The organism is Xenorhabdus stockiae (assembly GCF_002632825.1).
Taxonomy (GTDB): Bacteria; Pseudomonadota; Gammaproteobacteria; order Enterobacterales; family Enterobacteriaceae; genus Xenorhabdus; species Xenorhabdus stockiae.
Window position 1 is genome coordinate 143,706 of sequence record NZ_NJAJ01000003.1, and the last position, 16,110, is coordinate 159,815.

The 16,110-nt window shown below is 43.1% G+C and carries 13 protein-coding genes; 4 read left to right on the top strand and 9 right to left on the bottom strand.

Annotated elements, in window-relative coordinates; genetic code table 11:
• Positions 1–51: 51 nt before the first annotated feature.
• Positions 52–2,811, bottom strand: coding sequence for a copper-exporting P-type ATPase CopA (gene copA, locus Xsto_RS01900; protein WP_099123924.1), 2,760 nt, complete (start codon positions 2,809–2,811; stop codon positions 52–54).
• 140 nt (positions 2,812–2,951) lie between these two features.
• On the opposite strand from copA, the gene cueR reads away from it, so the two are divergent.
• Entirely contained in the window at positions 2,952–3,356 is a 405-nt protein-coding gene (gene cueR, locus Xsto_RS01905; protein ID WP_099111350.1) for a Cu(I)-responsive transcriptional regulator, read from the top strand.
• Positions 3,357–3,389: 33 nt separating this feature from the next.
• Here the strand turns inward: cueR and Xsto_RS01910 are convergent, their stop codons facing one another.
• From Xsto_RS01910 to tesA, 6 genes are all read right to left on the bottom strand, one after another.
• Positions 3,390–4,637 (bottom strand): patatin-like phospholipase family protein, encoded by a 1,248-nt coding sequence (locus Xsto_RS01910; protein ID WP_099111349.1) that lies wholly within the window; start codon positions 4,635–4,637, stop codon positions 3,390–3,392.
• A gap of 472 nt (positions 4,638–5,109) precedes the next feature.
• A complete protein-coding gene (locus tag Xsto_RS01915; protein WP_099123925.1) occupies positions 5,110–5,559 on the bottom strand; it encodes an NfeD family protein in 450 nt (149 codons plus the stop codon).
• A gap of 2 nt (positions 5,560–5,561) precedes the next feature.
• Positions 5,562–6,491 carry an SPFH domain-containing protein gene (locus tag Xsto_RS01920; protein WP_099111347.1) on the bottom strand — a complete coding sequence of 310 codons (930 nt, stop codon included), beginning with the start codon at positions 6,489–6,491 and terminating at the stop codon, positions 5,562–5,564.
• Between the two features lie 46 nt (positions 6,492–6,537).
• The gene (locus tag Xsto_RS01925) at positions 6,538–7,416 is read right to left on the bottom strand and encodes a co-chaperone YbbN (RefSeq protein ID WP_099111346.1); all 879 of its coding nucleotides are present in this window, start codon (positions 7,414–7,416) and stop codon (positions 6,538–6,540) included.
• A 73-nt stretch (positions 7,417–7,489) separates the two neighbouring features.
• Positions 7,490–8,263 (bottom strand): SDR family oxidoreductase, encoded by a 774-nt coding sequence (locus tag Xsto_RS01930; protein ID WP_099111345.1) that lies wholly within the window; start codon positions 8,261–8,263, stop codon positions 7,490–7,492.
• A 66-nt stretch (positions 8,264–8,329) separates the two neighbouring features.
• Positions 8,330–8,962, bottom strand: a complete 633-nt coding sequence (gene tesA, locus Xsto_RS01935) for a multifunctional acyl-CoA thioesterase I/protease I/lysophospholipase L1 (protein WP_211284279.1) — start codon at positions 8,960–8,962, stop codon at positions 8,330–8,332.
• Here tesA and ybbA point away from each other — a divergent pair.
• Together ybbA and ybbP are read left to right on the top strand one after the other, a co-directional pair.
• Positions 8,933–9,619 carry a putative ABC transporter ATP-binding protein YbbA gene (ybbA, locus tag Xsto_RS01940; RefSeq protein WP_099111344.1) on the top strand — a complete coding sequence of 229 codons (687 nt, stop codon included), beginning with the start codon at positions 8,933–8,935 and terminating at the stop codon, positions 9,617–9,619. The genes tesA and ybbA overlap by 30 nt on opposite strands.
• Positions 9,616–12,048: a putative ABC transporter permease subunit YbbP gene (gene ybbP, locus Xsto_RS01945; protein ID WP_099123926.1), complete on the top strand. Its 2,433-nt coding sequence runs from the start codon at positions 9,616–9,618 to the stop codon at positions 12,046–12,048. Before ybbA ends, ybbP begins: the two co-directional genes overlap by 4 nt.
• A 208-nt stretch (positions 12,049–12,256) precedes the next feature.
• Here the strand turns inward: ybbP and Xsto_RS01950 are convergent, their stop codons facing one another.
• A complete protein-coding gene (locus tag Xsto_RS01950; protein ID WP_099123927.1) occupies positions 12,257–13,522 on the bottom strand; it encodes an MFS transporter in 1,266 nt (421 codons plus the stop codon).
• 565 nt (positions 13,523–14,087) lie between these two features.
• Positions 14,088–14,432: a hypothetical protein gene (locus Xsto_RS01955; protein ID WP_099111341.1), complete on the bottom strand. Its 345-nt coding sequence runs from the start codon at positions 14,430–14,432 to the stop codon at positions 14,088–14,090.
• Between the two features lie 536 nt (positions 14,433–14,968).
• Between Xsto_RS01955 and Xsto_RS01960 the strand changes: the two genes are divergently transcribed.
• Positions 14,969–15,730, top strand: a complete 762-nt coding sequence (locus tag Xsto_RS01960) for a trypsin-like serine protease (protein ID WP_099123928.1) — start codon at positions 14,969–14,971, stop codon at positions 15,728–15,730.
• Positions 15,731–16,110: the final 380 nt, after the last annotated feature.

Below are 16,110 nucleotides of genomic sequence, written 5' to 3' on the forward strand. Positions count from 1 at the left end.
GATAAGTAGAAAGCTAAACTTCCTTGTTTAGCTTTTCGAATCTTAAATCACTTAACCTTTCGTTTTAAAACGTAATAATCGGTTAGCGTTACTGACTACGGTAATGGAAGAGAGAGCCATGGCGGCACTAGCAATCACCGGGTTTAATAATGTGTCGGTGAAAGGGTAGAGGATACCGGCTGCAATCGGGATACCCAGTGTATTATAAATAAACGCCCCGAACAGGTTCTGCTTCATATTACGCAATGTTCCTTTAGATAATTCAACGGCATCGGCAACTCCATGCAGGCTGTGGCGCATCAGGGTAATTGATGCTGTTTCAATAGCAATATCACTACCGCTTCCCATTGCAATACCTACATCGGCTTGTGCTAATGCCGGAGCATCATTAATTCCGTCACCAATCATCGCTACTTTTCTTCCCTCAGATTGTAAGGTCTGAATAGTTGCTGCCTTACCATCAGGCAAGACACCAGCAATAACCTGATCAATGCCCGCTTCTTTGGCGATAGCATTAGCCGTTGCCGGATGATCTCCCGTCAGCATTACTAAATGATACCCCTGCTTATGCAGACGTTGCAGGGCCGAGATTGTATCCTGACGGAGTGGATCACGTATTGAAAACAGGGCTGCTATTTTACCGTCAACAGCCAGAAGAACAGGGGTAATACCTTTTTCCGCCTGTTGTGCCACTTGCTGTTTTAATGTGGTTGTTTCAACCTGATTTTGTTCAAGTAGGCTCAGATTACCTAACAGCAGTGTCGTGTTACCGATATTGCCGCTAATCCCTGTGCCTGCCAGAGTGCGAAACTGCGTGACGTCAGGTAATTGTTTACTCTCTATTTTTCTGTTTTCAGCTTTCAGGAGAATTGCTTTTGCTAAAGGATGGTTTGAACCGCTTTCCAGCGCACCTGCCCACAGTAATACCTGTTCTTCCGTGTAGCCGTTGAAAGTATGAATTTCCGTAACCTGTGGCATGCCTTCTGTCAGGGTTCCGGTTTTGTCAAAAACAAGGGTATCGAGTTGACTGGCCTGTTGCAGGGCATCAGCATCGCGTATTAATACGCCTAATTCAGCAGCCCTTCCGACTCCTGAAATAATAGACATTGGTGTTGCCAGACCAAGTGCACAAGGGCAGGCAATAATCAGTACCGTTGTGATAATGACCAGTGCATACATGATTTGCGGAGCCGGGCCGGCAAAATACCAGATAGCTCCGGCAACCAATGCAATAACAACGACGACAGGAACAAATATTGAGGATATTTTATCCACCAGTTGGCCGATTTCCGGTTTACTGCTTTGTGCCTGACGCACCAGATTGATAATTCTGGCTAAAGTAGTTTGGCTGCCTACGGCTGAAGCTTTGAACAGCACCGTTCCATCCTGAACGACTGTCCCGGCATGAACTGTATCACCGATTGTTTTTTGCTGAGGAATAGCTTCTCCCGTCAGCATCGCTTCATCCAGCCAGACAGTGCCCTGAGTGATCTCTCCATCAACGGGAACCCGATCACCTGTTACCAGCCGCAATGTCATATCGGGTTCAACATCAGCCAGCGGTAATGACACTTCGCCTTCTGATGTGATGACTCGGGCCGTTGGAGGCGTTAAATCCAACAGTCGCTCAAGTGCTTGTGAAGAACGCTGGCGTGCTCGCTGTTCTAAGGCATGACCAAGATTAATTAAGCCAATAATGATAGCGCTGGCTTCATAATAAATATGACGCGCCTGAGCTGGAAAAATATCTGGCCATAAGTTGACGCTGATGGAATACAGCCATGCTGCTCCTGTTCCCAGTGCAACTAATGTATCCATTGTCGCGCTGCCGTTTTTCAGGCTTTGCCAGGCGTTGCGATAGAAATGCCCGCCAGCAAATACCATGACGGCAAGAGTCACCAGACCAATGCTCAGCCAGATGGTATGATTTTCCGGTGTGAGCATCATATTGTCGCCTATCATGCCCCAAATCATAACCGGAACACCGACAATCAGAGCGAGGGCTGATTGCCAGCGGAAACGGCGCATATTGGCTTGTGCAATCTGTTGCTGTCGTTCCCGGCGTTCAGTTTCATCCAGAATGATTTCAGCTCCATAACCGGCTTTGATAACTGAATCGACCAAAGCCTCGGAGGAGGCGGAGCCTGTGACCAGAGCACTTCTTTCCGCCAGATTGACTCTGGCATTTTTAACACCTTCAACAGATTGCAGGGCTTTTTGTACTTTACTGACGCAGCTTGCGCAGCTCATGCCATCCAGCAGAAGCTGAATGCTGTGCTCGCTGTTATGAGGAGCATCAGAGCCAGTTTTTTTATCAGATTTTGCGATCGGAACAGAGGCGGGATCTGTTGCCGCTGGTAAAAATTCTGGCTCAGGTGTTGTCAGCGGCTCATTTTTTGGGAGATGCGCACTCATGGCTGATTCAGCATGATAGCCAGCTTGTTTCACCGCATTAACTAAGGCATTCTCTTCAGCCTTGCCGTAAATTCTGGCTGATTGCTTATCGACTTCAGCAGCAACGACACCTTCCACTGACTCCAGAGTTTTTTGGGTTTTGCCGACACACTTCATACAGCTTAATCCGGAAAGTTGTAACTCAACATCGGGGCGATCTGCGATTGAAGCCTGATAACCAGCATCACGGATAGCCGCTATCAAGGCATCAGGTGTTACGTTACTGATAACTTTAGCGTATTCAGTAGTGACCTCAGCCTGTTCAACTCCGGGTAGATGCTCCAACGCTTTTTTGACCCTGTTGACACAGTGCATACAGGTTAAGCCCTGAAGTGCAAGAATGGTTGTTGTAGACATAGTAAAATCTCCTGAAACAGAGTGATATACCCCGCGATGCAACTTAAAATTCATTGGGATATACTTACTATTATTATTGGGGATAGCTCGTTATCTGTTTAGGCTAAACCTTCCTGCAAGGGGAAGGTCAAGGGGGAATGATGAATATCAGTGAAATTGCCCAGAAAACGGGCTTAACCAGCAAAGCTATCAGGTTCTATGAAGAAAAAGATTTGATTACAGCGCCGGGGCGGGAAGAGAATGGCTACCGTTTTTATCAACAGAAGCATATTGATGAATTAATCCTTTTACGGCAGGCGAGAGAGGTGGGGTTTACTCTGGAAGAGTGCAGGGAACTATTACGATTATTTCACAACCCTAATCGCCATAGTATTGATGTCAAGGCTGCAACATTGCAAAAAGTGGCTGAAATAGAAAAAACGATTGCAGAATTGCAGAATATCAGGAAAAAGTTATTAACACTGGCGGCTGAATGTCCGGGAAATGATGGCGCTGAATGCCCCATCATTGAACAACTATCTGGTATTTGTGCAAAACATGGTTGATGATATCAGCTTAATTGTCAGGGGCCTGTGTATTTATATCCAGAGTCGCTTAACCTGATTGCATATGCGCTCCCAGTCAGGTGTTTGCAAATATTTATCCACTTCAGCTTCAAGGATTTCGATATGTTTCCAATCGTCTATATCGAACGGTTTACTGAGCGTAAAATTTGCGCGTAAGTAGTTTTTTCCAAGAATTTTTGCGGTCTGAAGTTCTGCCATTTTAGCCGTCGTTTCAAATATGAGCATCAACAGAGCTGCTGGTGGTATCTCATCTTTGTTCCCCCACCGCAGAGGCCACAACCAGCAATTTACTCCCCAGCTTAACGGTGGTGCACAGTAGTCGAAATTGATCGAACTCACTCCGTTAGACATATCTCCGGTACCTACGGATAGCATGCGGATATCAGTTGGGCCAGAAATTCCCTTCAGTGATAATGCTTCGGTAAGTGCTGTCATGGACGGATTATTGGCAAAAACCCCACCATCTACGAAATAGCCAAAATCTGTGCTATTCACCTGAATACGGTATGGCGGGAAGTACGTTGGAGCCGCGGATGTTGCCATTGCTGCATCAACCATGGAGATATTACGAAAGGGATTTTCTGGTAGATTGGAAAATGTGCACGGTAGCCAGGATTGATTGTTTTCGTTCCAAAGCTGGGCCGCATTAATCGCTATAAAGCATCTTGAACTGGATAGTTGTGCATCAGAAAAGAGTTTCTGTAGAATTGTTTTCAGGTTACTGCTGTAATATCTTGCGCCCATAAGACCCGGTCTTCCAAGAGGTTCATCATTTTGAGCGGAAAACCCTCTAGCCCTGCTTATATTTTGTAGTGATATCTCATTCGAGCCAAAATGCTGAATGCCATCATTTCTGTAGCGGCCAACCATTTTCGAAAGAGTGATATCTTGTGATGATATCCCTTCTGTGGATATCCCCGCAATCCTACTGGTTTTTTTAGTAATTTGAATTTGAAATTGTCTATCGAGCTCTTGGGTAAGTTTGGGGACCGGAAAATCACAAATTCCAGTCTTGTATTTATTCTGTAATAAACTATGGACTTTGAAAATATTAGCCCCCTCCTTTTTGTATAAATCAACTATTTTTGAGATAGGGACACCGTGTGCCATGCCCAGAGCTAATAAGCCTCCTGTGGATGTTCCGGCAAATCCATTGGTTCTTTTAATAATATGAAATTTCTTATCGAGATCTTCGATAAGTTTGGCTGTTAGCAAACCACGAATTCCGCCGCCATCGCAGCAAATGATTTTAAAAGTCATGATTAAATCCCTATTCGTTTTTCTCAGAACTGGGTATTCGATTAATTTTAACTTTCGCTACATTGAGATATTTTTATCTTGACTATTCGTTCGAAATGGATCTGTCATTTCTGCTGTTCTTTTCAGAAGAAACGTACATCCTGTCAGAGCTTAGGTGTGCTTGTTTGCTAGGGTTATGTGGTATTGATAAGTTTTGATATAACGATAAATGAATGATAATTCAGTTACCTGTAACATATTGTAAACAGAAATTACTAAACTCCAGTCAATGGCCGTTTTCAACGTTTTCCACTGGATTCATCGTTTGGTTTCATGAAAGGTTAAATATGGCTGGCATAGCCAGCCTGTATTAGGGAGTGTCGTTGATGAATGAGGGCAATTTATATCAAAATTAAAGGTTGCTGGATGGCTAACTGCATTAACTGACAACAAGGGTTTAATATTTTCTGTGTCGGTTTGTTGCCACCCTGTATTATACCGGCTTAACCTTCAGTGTGATCCCGTCGACGGCGATGATTTCAACTTCTGTATTGGCAGTGAGTTCATGGTCACAGTGAATGCGCCAGCTACCATCAGCCAGTTTGATTCGTCCATAGCCATTTTCAGTATCTGTCGTTAAGCGGGCGTGCTGCCCGATTAATTGCTGATTTTTCTGATTGAGCCTCTCATCACTACTCTTTTGCGGGTGGCGGCGCAACCAGGCCCGCCACGCGATAGCAGAGAGTAATGTTAATAAAGCAAACAGTATGCCTTGTAGCTCCCAGCTCATTGAGGGAAAAATCCATGTGATCAGGGCGACAATGACCGCTGCAATCCCTGTCCACAGCAAATATCCCCCCGTACCCAGCAATTCAGCAATTAACAGTAATCCACCAAAACAGAGCCAGAACCAGACCGGTTGAGTGGCTATCTGTTCAATCATAGTTAGTTATCCTGTCTATCCTTCTTACTTTCGTTAATCAGCTCAGCAATACCTCCGATAGCACCCATCAGATTGCTGGCATCCAGCGGCATCATAATGACTTTGCTATTATCTGCTGCACCGATACTGGTAAGAGCATCCGTATATTTCTGGGCGACAAAGTAGTTAATCGCCTGCATATTGCCGTCAGCAATCGCGTCAGAAACCATTTTTGTTGCTCTTGCTTCAGCTTCTGCGGCACGTTCACGGGCTTCTGCCTGTAAGAATGCTGATTGGCGTTCACCTTCTGCTTTCAGGATCTGAGACTGCTTTTCCCCTTCGGCTTTCAGAATAGCGGCCTGACGAACCCCTTCAGCTTCCAGAATATCTGCACGTTTAGTACGTTCAGCTTTCATCTGGGCATTCATTGCTGAGATCAATTCCTTCGGTGGACGTACATCACGGATCTCGATACGGGTAATTTTCACCCCCCACGGGTTAGTCGCTTCATCGACGATGGTCAGCAGGCGGCTGTTAATTAAATCGCGCTGTGACAGCATTTCGTCCAGTTCCATTGAACCCAGAACAGTTCGGAAGTTAGTCATCGTCAGGTTGATAATAGACAGCTCAAGGTTACTGACTTCATAGGCAGCACGTACCGGATCGACAACCTGAATAAAGCAGACGGCATCAATAGTGACATTGGCGTTATCGCGGGAAATCACCTCTTGCGATGGAATATCCAGTACTTGTTCCATCATATTGATTCTACGACCCACGCGATCAATAAACGGGACCAGAATATGCAATCCCGGCGTTAAGGTGCGTGTATAGCGGCCGAAACGTTCTACTGTCCACTGATATCCTTGTGGGACGGTCTTAACACAGGTAAAAACGATAACGACTGCAATAATAATCAGAATGGGCACAGCCCCGAGAGAAAGTAAATCCATAACAATTCCTTTATTAGTTAATCATGGAATACATAAATGATCTTAATCAATAGAGTAAAGAGTATACATGACGACGATATCTGGATGCCAGCGCATCTCCGGTACCGAGCGCGGTGATAATATCCATTAGTGTTTTTTTCACTTCACCATTGGCAGCAGAGAGATCTTTTTTCAGAAAACCGAACAATAATTCAAGCGCTTCTTCATTACGTCCGACTTCATGTAATTTAGACGCCAATTGAAGCGCAAGTTCCGCATTTTCTGGCTGAGATGCCATTTCCAGCAAAAGCTGCCTGATTTCAGGAGAATCCGCTGCTTGTTTGTGTGATTCAATGGTGGCCAGTAAATCATGATAACGTTGGTCTTGCTCTTCTGATGGAATAGTTTCCAGTACTTTTTCCGCTTCTTCCAGATGATTGAATGAAATATGAACTTCAGCCAAAAATAAGCTGAGTTCCATATCCTGCGGATCTTCCTGATGAGCTTCTTTCAGTAAAGACAGCGCTTCCTGATTTTTTCCTTCAGCAAGTAATTCACTTGCCTGTTCCAGCGGGGACTTTCCTGACAGTGGCAGAATTTGGGCAAACATCTTTCTGATATTCTCGTCGGTTTGCATCCCTTCAAAGCCGTGGAAAGGGCGGGCTTCACGCACAAAAAGTACGGTTGGTACAGTCCGCACACCAAATTGTGCCGAAATATGGCCCAGTTGGTCACAATCAACTTTAGCCAGAATAAATTGACCGGCATATTCATGGGCGAGTTTATCGAGGGTGGACTCTAATTCATGACAATGCAGATCCTGAGGGGACCAGAAATAGAATACAACAAGTGTGGTTAGAGACTGTTGAACAACCTGAGCGATATTTGCTTCATTAATGCGAACAATCTGAGCAGTGTTGCTGTTAGTATTCATTGTTGGTTCCATGGGTTCTCTCTCGTTATAAGGGCATTCATTAAAGTATACATAGGGCTAGCCTGCCGGTTTTTCAATCTTATGGCTAATGCGAAGATACGATTTTATCGATTAATCTTGCTGGCAGCAGGCGACGCAGAACAGTAACAGCATGAGATATTAGCGTCACAGGATAGCGTAACTTAGGGTTAGGGCTTTCCAGTGCATGAATTAATTTTTCCACAACATCTTCAGGCGTCATCGTTAAACGGCGAGCCATTGCCGAGTTTTCGACGGGGTTATCAATCTCGGTCTGAGCAACATTTTCAGTGAAACGAGTTTTAATCGGCCCCGGCTGTATCAGACTGACTTTTATTCCACTTCCAGCTAATTCCATTCTCAGGGCATCAGACCAGGCTTCAAGCGCATATTTACTGGCAGAATATGCACCACGGCCCGGAGTGGAAATTAACCCCAGCACAGAGCTGGTCTGGATAATCCGTCCCTCACCATTCGCCCGAATTGCTGGCAGTAGCAGAGACGTCAGTTGATGGGTGCCAAAGAAATTCGTGGAAAATTGTTTTTCCATCTGTTCACGGGAAATACTCGCCAACGGGCCATAAACGCCAAAGCCACCATTATTGAATAATCCGAATAGACGACCATTTGTTAACTCAATAACTTGCTCAGCGGCTTTCTTAACACTTTCCTGATCATCCAAATCCAGTTCGATGGGTTCTAAACCTAATTCGCGCATATGTGCTAAATCAGCAGGTTTACGGCAAGCAGCCAAAACACGATAGCCACGTTGATGAAGCGTTTTGGCGGCGGCTAATCCGATACCACTGGAGCATCCGGTAATAAGAATGGCTTTTTGCATAACTTTACCTGTCAATTTACAACAATTTACTGGCATAAATGATTTACTATTAATAAGTGAACATTTTTACTTATGGGTAATATATGCCGATAGTTTTCTGGACATCCAATCAGCAATAAAGGGTTGTGCGGCCTGATTGGGGTGCAACCCGTCATCTTGCATCCATTCCGGTTTGATAGCAACTTGCTCCATAAAAAAGGGCAATAAAGGGATATCATTATTTTTTGATAAAGCAGGGTAAATTCCGGCAAAAGATTCGGTGTAACGTTTCCCATAATTGGGCGGAATGCGGATTTGCATTAAGAGCGGCTGAGCTTTGCTCTGTTTGACTAATGAAATGACTTTTTGCAGATCCTGTTCTATTTGCCGAACGGGAAAACCACGTAGCCCATCGTTCGCTCCGAGTTCGATTAAAACCCATTTGGGCTTGTGTTGTTTCAGTAATTCAGGCAGGCGTTCAAAACCTTGTACTGCGGTATTCGCGCTGATACTACCATTAATGATATTCACTTTATTACCGGATTGATGCCATTGGTTTGCCATAAGAACAGGCCACGATTGCTCAACCGGCAGGCGATAACCTGCACTGAGGCTGTCTCCTAATATAAGCAGAGTATCAGCCGCCATTGCTCTGGCGCTGCATAGCATTAACAATAAAAGGAAAAATACATGGCTGTAGAGTGTGCTCTTGAAGTTCATAATCTCATTAAATATGTAGGTGAAGGGGAACAGGTAATTAATATATTGCAAGGTGTTGAGCTGCTTGTCGAGCGAGCGCAGACAATTGCATTAATTGGTGAATCAGGTTCAGGGAAATCGACCCTTTTGGGTATTATTGCTGGCTTGGATGACGGTAGCTCAGGGGAAGTTCATTTGCTGGGGCAGAATATCAGCCATATGAATGAGGAACAGCGGGCACAGCTACGGGCAGAAAACATCGGTTTTGTTTTCCAGTCGTTTATGTTGATCCCTACTTTGAATGCACTGGAGAATGTCCAGCTTCCCGCACTTCTGCGCGGAGAATCAGAAAGTCAGAGTCGTCAGCAGGCTATCGAATTACTGGAGCAGCTAGGTTTGGGCAAACGCTTGAAACACATGCCAGCCCAGCTTTCAGGTGGAGAGCAGCAGCGTGTTGCATTAGCCAGAGCGTTCAGTACCCGCCCTAAAATTTTGTTCGCAGATGAACCGACAGGTAACCTTGATCGCCAGACAGGTGAGCGTATTGCGGATCTCCTGTTTTCACTCAACCATGATTATGCAACCACACTGATTTTGGTCACTCATGATAGCCAACTTGCTGCCCGCTGCCAGCGGCGCTTACGTCTGGTAGACGGAAAATTGCAGGAGGAAGCATGATCTGGCGCTGGTTCTGGCGTGAGTGGCGTACTCCATCGCTGTTGATTGTCTGGTTATCGCTGACGCTGGCTGTGGCTTGTGTTTTGGCGCTAGGGCGTATAGGTGATCGAATTGATCAGAGTGTTCATTATCAGAGCCGCGATTTCCTGGCTGGCGATCTGGTATTACGGGCATCATATCCTGTTGATCCATCATGGCTGCAACTGGCACAGAAAAAGGGGCTGACACTCAGCCGCCAGATCTCATTTTCAACGATGGCTTATGCGGGAGACGTTCCACAACTTACGGATGTAAAAGCCGCAGATAAACACTATCCGTTGTATGGTGAACTGGAAACTAGCCCCCCGGGGCTGAAACCGGAAAAAGGTTCAGTTCTGGTTGCCCCGCGTTTGCTGGCGTTATTGCATATCAAAGTGGGAGATAGCCTTGACGTTGGTGATACCACACTGAAGATTAGTGGAGAACTTTTGCAGGAGCCGGATAGTGGCTTTAATCCGTTCCAACTCTCTCCCCGGGTTTTAATCAATATCGATGATGCGCAAGCGACAGGCGCTATTCAGCCGGGCAGCCGTCTGACTTATCGTTATATGTTTGCAGGTTCACCAGATGCGATTCAGTCATTCCAACAATTAATTGATCCTGAATTAAAAGCGGATCAACGCTGGTTAACATTAAAACAGGATAATGGTGCGCTGGCAAAATCCATCGAACGCGCCCAACAATTCCTGTTGTTATCGGCCTTGCTGACATTATTGCTGGCTGTCGCTGCCGTAGCGGTTTCTATGACGCATTATTGCGGTAGTCGCCATAATCTGGTTGCGATACTGAAAACGCTGGGAGCAGGGCGCTGGGCATTGCGTCGATGGATTATCGGGCAGTGGTTGGTGATATTACTTGCAGCAACTGTTGTTGGTTCTGTACTGGGGCTGGTTTTTGAAGCCGCTCTGATCCGGGTACTGGCTGCGATGTTGCCTAAAATGTTGCCGGAAGCAGGGATGTGGCCGTGGGTGTGGGCGATTGGTGCTCTGTTCAGTATTGCTCTGCTGGTGGGGGGCCGTCCTTACCATCAGTTGATGGCAACTCAGCCCTCCAGAGTATTGAGAAGTGGTGTTTCTGCCAGTGTCTGGCCACTACGCTATTATTTGCCTGTAGTTGCTCTGCTTATTGCAGGAGGATTAATACTGTTGGCAGGGACTGAACCACTATTATGGTCATTACTGGCGGGAGTCCCTGTTGTAGCACTTTTACTAGGTGGATTAGGCTGGAGCGGTCTGTGGTTACTGCGTCGTATCACATTTCGCCAGCTGAGCCTGCGTCTGGCTGTGAGCAGGCTGTTATGCCGGCCATTCCAGACAATGACTCAGTTGGCCGCATTTTCACTTTCTTTCATGCTACTGGCATTGCTGGTGATGGTGAGAGGAGATTTACTGAACCAGTGGCAGCAACAGTTACCGCCGGATAGCCCGAATTATTTCCTGATCAATATGACTCAACCACAACTCACACCAGTGGATGAGCTGTTGGCACAATATGATGTAAAGCCAACGGAATTTTATCCGGTGGTGCTGGCGCGTCTGACAGAAATTAATGGGCAGTCTGCAATTGAATGGGCTGACAAAGTACATCCTAAGAGCACGACAGTACGGCGTGAGCTTAACTTGACATGGAAAAAAGAATTGCCGCCGTTCAATACCCTTGTTGAAGGTAACTGGCCGCCGCAATCAAAGGAAGTTTCTCTTGAGCTGGGGGTTGCGGATCGGTTGCAGATCAAAATCGGCGATAAACTGACTTTCACCGGTGACACCAGAACTTTTGACGTTACAGTCAGCAGTATTCGCAAAGTAGATTGGGAAAGCCTGCATCCGAACTTTTTCTTTATTTTTGATAAAGAAACACTGGCGCAACAGCCTCAGACGTGGCTGACCAGCTTCCATTATGTCGGAAACGGGAAATTACTGACAGAAATTAATCGTCATTTCCCGACGATCAGCATGCTGGATATTGGTTCTATGGTTAAGCAGATCCAAGGTATCTTGCAGCAGGTTAGTCGGGCACTGGAAATCATGGTTGTGCTGGTAATGATATGTGGAGGGTTACTCTTATTGGCACAAATTCAGGTCGGTATGAGCCAGAGACAGCTTGAACTGGTGGTTTATCGCACACTGGGAGCCAGTAAGAAACTATTGCGGCGTACATTATGGAGTGAATTCGCCTTGCTTGGTTTTATGGCGGGTCTGGCGGCGGCATTTGGGGCTGAAATCGCTCTTTGGCTGTTACAGACAAAAGTCTTTGAGTTTCCGTGGCAACCACAGTGGCTGATGTGGCTCTTGTTGCCAGTTATCAGCAGCCTGTTACTTTCACTTTGCGGGGGTTGGCTGGGAGTGCGGCTGTTGCGCAGGCAGGCGCAATACCGGCGTCTACCGGAATAAATAAAACGTTTCTGTTCTATTCACTTTTGACACATTACCGATCATGGGAAGCTTTGGCTTCCCATGCTTCAGAACAGTAAATTTCCGGGCGACACTCGCCAAATCAGAGCAGCTAAATTCAGCTTTGCATGAACCTGGCCCGATATGTCACTTCAGCAATGCCTGCCATCACTAGTTCCTTATTTGTGCTTCAATCGATGCGGCAATCCTATTCAGTTTTAACTGAAGTGCCTCTTATTTTATGGCTGGGTGGTTTCATCATCATTGTTACGGTTAACACAGCGAAAACAGGGAAAGCAATGATGAGGAAAGCCCAGGTAAAACTACCGGAATAATCTTTAATAGCTCCAGCGAAGAAAGGAGCCAAACAAGCTAATGTAGAAATCAGATTCATGATCGAAAAGAGTTCCAGATAAGGCTTACGACCAAAATAATTGGCGAGCAACACACTGGAAGCGAGAAAAGTCATGCCGTATCCCATACCGACGAACAGCGTAAATGCAATCAGGAATGGCCATGAAGAGGCAATACTCAGGGAGATTAAGCCAAGAATAATGATAGTCAGGCTACCAAGCAGTAATTTTTTCGGCTCAAGCCATTCCCCGACAGCACCTCCGGCCAGTCTTGAGAATGCATTGATAAAAGCCATGGAGCTTAGTAATCCTGCGGCAATGGCTTCATTAAAACCATTTTCAATAATATGGGCTACAGCGAAACTATTAACCGTAATACCACACCACAAAAATGCTGTGTAGGTGGCCGCAATAACATAAAACTGCCATGTCCGTAGTGCCTGATGGGCTGTCCAGAACTGTTGTGTACGATATATACTGGATGAGTTTTCCCTATTATTTTTTTGGCTGACTGCCTTAGCGTGGGCAATTTCCTTTTCCCCTTCCCGAAGGGTGAAAATAGTCACGATAACAAAAACAGTGAGCACTATAGCGGAGATCATCCAGTGCATTCGCCAAGTTCCCCAGACCCGGGTTGCCAGAAAATAGATCCACGGGCCAATCACGCCGCCTAGCCCGCCAATTGTAAAATAGAACCCGAAAGCCAGAGACTGTTTTTCATATAATCGTGAAATAACATAGGTGCCGGGTACAGTGGCCAGAAAGGTAAAACCGACACCAATTAAAGCCGTTCCAATGAAATATGATGCAATGGCATGAGTATGATAGAGGTTGTAGAAGCCAGCCAGAAAAATCAGTAACCCAATAAAGAGTGTGAACCGAACACCGGCCCTGCGAATAAACACGGTTGGCAGGAAACTGGACAGCCCGCAGGTCAGGCCAAGCAGTGTGAATCCTAAACCGGCATCAGTCCAGCTCCAGCCCAGTTCATTAATCATACTGGGTAGGACAACACCCAATGACGTAAAGGTTGTTGCTGTGGATAGAAAATAGACCATGCCTAAAAGTATCAGCAAAAACCACTGATAAGTACGCCCGAATTTGTCGTATTGAGTGGACATTATGACCCCATCAAGGATATGAACCGTTAAAAACAGCACTATTTTAAGTGGTTATCAGGAAAAACTGTATCGAATAAACACACCATAGCTCAATTGGTTAGTACGAAAATAAGATGTATCCTTGATTTTGTATTTATTTTTGACTGGGTTGAGAAAAAAATGCCTATAGATGACTGGTCTGATACTCTAGTTGTTTTCCAAGTGATAATGCAATTTTGGTTGAAAGTTAAACACTTTTGAAGTAAAGACTGGTATCAATTGATGGAAAATTGACGAAATTAACGAATTACACTTAACTTTTTTCATTATCTTACGGAAAATTACATAATTTTCTCTGTCATCAATTAAATTAACGTTACAATCAAAAAAAGTGCTAGTGTTAAAACCAGCACTTTTATAAGGAGAAATGAATGGAAGAGGAAATATAGTATTTTTATTATTTAAAATCTGATTTTTATTTCATGGAAGAATTAGTATTTCCTACCATCATTACATAATAGATAATATATTAACCTGTGATTTATTGCAGAATAATCTAGCTACGTCGTCATCATGATTTTGGGTTCTATTTGTTTTCTGGATCATTATTATCCTCTAAAATTAGAGTGGATACGTTCAGATCTGTGCATGTTACGGTAATTTTATTAAAATTAAATTTTGCTAATATAAGGAGGTCAGAAATATTTTTTCCTCTAGGTGTATTAATCCCTACTTCTTTTGATAGACTCATAATAGAATCTGGATAATTACTTAAAGTAAATGTGGGATATTCATAATTATTTTTATAAATGATTTTACCAACATATCCAGTATAGGTTCCATTCTTGCCATTAGGACATCCAGCATAAGCTGAACTAATTGACCAAGTTATTAAAAAAACAATAATCATGAGTGGATTTGTGTATTTCATGATGTTACCTCTATCTTTTGTATTTAAATTATTATGCAATTTAAATTAATTCGGTTTTTTTATAAATATTATTTAATAATATAGAGAGAGAAAAAATTTCCAGTCTGATTCTGAATGCGGTTTTTCCACAAAGCTCAGAGAATATTATGATAACCACTTTATGTGCTTTTAATTATAGCACCTATATCATGAAGTCAATGTTACTAGAGAAAAATACCTTTTAATACTGAATGTGATTTTCTTTTTTAAGAAACTTATCTTTTTAATAAATTAGATGTTTATTTATGTGATTATTTTTAATTTGTTAATAACGGTTTAAATAAAATAATAAAAATTAAATTTATGGTTTGCTTTAGGTTTTTATTTGTTTCCATATAATGAATATATGATTTCTAAAAAATATTTTTACTGGTTAATTCATCATGAAAATTGAATGGGCGGCTATAATTCAATAAGGATGACTGCATTTTCATTCTGTAGCTATCTCTAATTATAATAAGGTATTGAAATGTTATAACTTCATGAGGGAGTAAAAAATGAAAATTTGGATTAATATATTCATTGCAATTTTTTGTATGGGAATTTTCATAACAGAAAAGGGATTCGCAATAGCTGATGATCCACCGAATCCTAAATATGTTGGATCATATGTTAAGCTTTTATTTTCCTTTGACAATATACACCAGCGTGGTTCATATGAATGTGGCGGAGTAATTATTGGGAGTGACTTGGTGCTTACTGCTTCTCATTGTTTTGATGATAATTGGTTAAATGCCAAAAAAAGAGATGTGGAAGTCAGCTATGGGAAAATATATAGCAAAATGTTTGGTCGGAGTGCACACCTCTATTCGGGGAAAAGTTTAGTCAGGTTTATGCCGTCAGTTGATATAGCTATTTTCAAGGTAGATACCGATATGACTTCTATTGGAAAAGGTGCTGAGATAGCAAAACTACCTGAATCATGCTCAAAAGGAGGCCCAGGAGTGGTATATCCCTTTGAGGGGATTGCATATCAACTAATGGGGGATGATGGAATTATATTACCACATACGATTTATCAGACAACGACAACACTAATTGAAAAGTTCAGTAAAATAGAGGCAATAAATGGTTATGAACTGAGAACACATATTACAGGAAGAAAGGAAGATTCAGGAAGTCCTATTTTTTCAAAAGACGGTATTTTACTTGGTATATTTTCACGTTTTTCTTTTTCCTATGAGTATTCTTACTTTCCTGCAATTTGTTATTATAGGCATCGGATTGAGGCTATAAAAGAAAAATTACATGGAAGTTAATGATATTTTTTTGATTTTCTTATTTATAATAAAAGTGACGTAACATTATTTCATGTGGAGAGAGTTATTTTGCAAACCGAATTAGAAAATAATAAGGCGTTTATTTTAATGTTAACACCTTATTTTATTGTGGCAATGTATATTGTAATCGATTGAGTTCCTGATATTTTATAAGGAAGTTTACTCTTGAAGTTTAATTATATTGGATAACTATGGATATGCTATAAAATCACCAACTTTAGGATTTTTATACGTATCATGCTATATTAAATTCCTCTTTGATTTATATAAAAAATCATGATGTGACAACGTAGTAAATGTAACCATACGTGTTTAATGTATATTTTTTAAAAATTAATGAGTTAACTTCTGGAGTGAAC

Excerpts from the sequence above, each read along its gene's own strand:
- Xsto_RS01910 (WP_099111349.1), bottom strand. The coding sequence starts at position 4,637 with ATGACTTTTAAAATCATTTGCTGCGATGGCGGCGGAATTCGTGGTTTG.
- cueR (WP_099111350.1), top strand. The coding sequence starts at position 2,952 with ATGAATATCAGTGAAATTGCCCAGAAAACGGGCTTAACCAGCAAAGCT.
- Xsto_RS01930 (WP_099111345.1), bottom strand. The coding sequence starts at position 8,263 with ATGCAAAAAGCCATTCTTATTACCGGATGCTCCAGTGGTATCGGATTA.
- Xsto_RS01920 (WP_099111347.1), bottom strand. The coding sequence starts at position 6,491 with ATGGATTTACTTTCTCTCGGGGCTGTGCCCATTCTGATTATTATTGCA.
- tesA (WP_211284279.1), bottom strand. The coding sequence starts at position 8,962 with ATGAACTTCAAGAGCACACTCTACAGCCATGTATTTTTCCTTTTATTG.
- Xsto_RS01955 (WP_099111341.1), bottom strand. The coding sequence starts at position 14,432 with ATGAAATACACAAATCCACTCATGATTATTGTTTTTTTAATAACTTGG.
- Xsto_RS01925 (WP_099111346.1), bottom strand. The coding sequence starts at position 7,416 with ATGGAACCAACAATGAATACTAACAGCAACACTGCTCAGATTGTTCGC.
- copA (WP_099123924.1), bottom strand. The coding sequence starts at position 2,811 with ATGTCTACAACAACCATTCTTGCACTTCAGGGCTTAACCTGTATGCAC.
- Xsto_RS01950 (WP_099123927.1), bottom strand. The coding sequence starts at position 13,522 with ATGTCCACTCAATACGACAAATTCGGGCGTACTTATCAGTGGTTTTTG.
- ybbP (WP_099123926.1), top strand. The coding sequence starts at position 9,616 with ATGATCTGGCGCTGGTTCTGGCGTGAGTGGCGTACTCCATCGCTGTTG.
- Xsto_RS01960 (WP_099123928.1), top strand. The coding sequence starts at position 14,969 with ATGAAAATTTGGATTAATATATTCATTGCAATTTTTTGTATGGGAATT.
- Xsto_RS01915 (WP_099123925.1), bottom strand. The coding sequence starts at position 5,559 with ATGATTGAACAGATAGCCACTCAACCGGTCTGGTTCTGGCTCTGTTTT.
- ybbA (WP_099111344.1), top strand. The coding sequence starts at position 8,933 with ATGGCTGTAGAGTGTGCTCTTGAAGTTCATAATCTCATTAAATATGTA.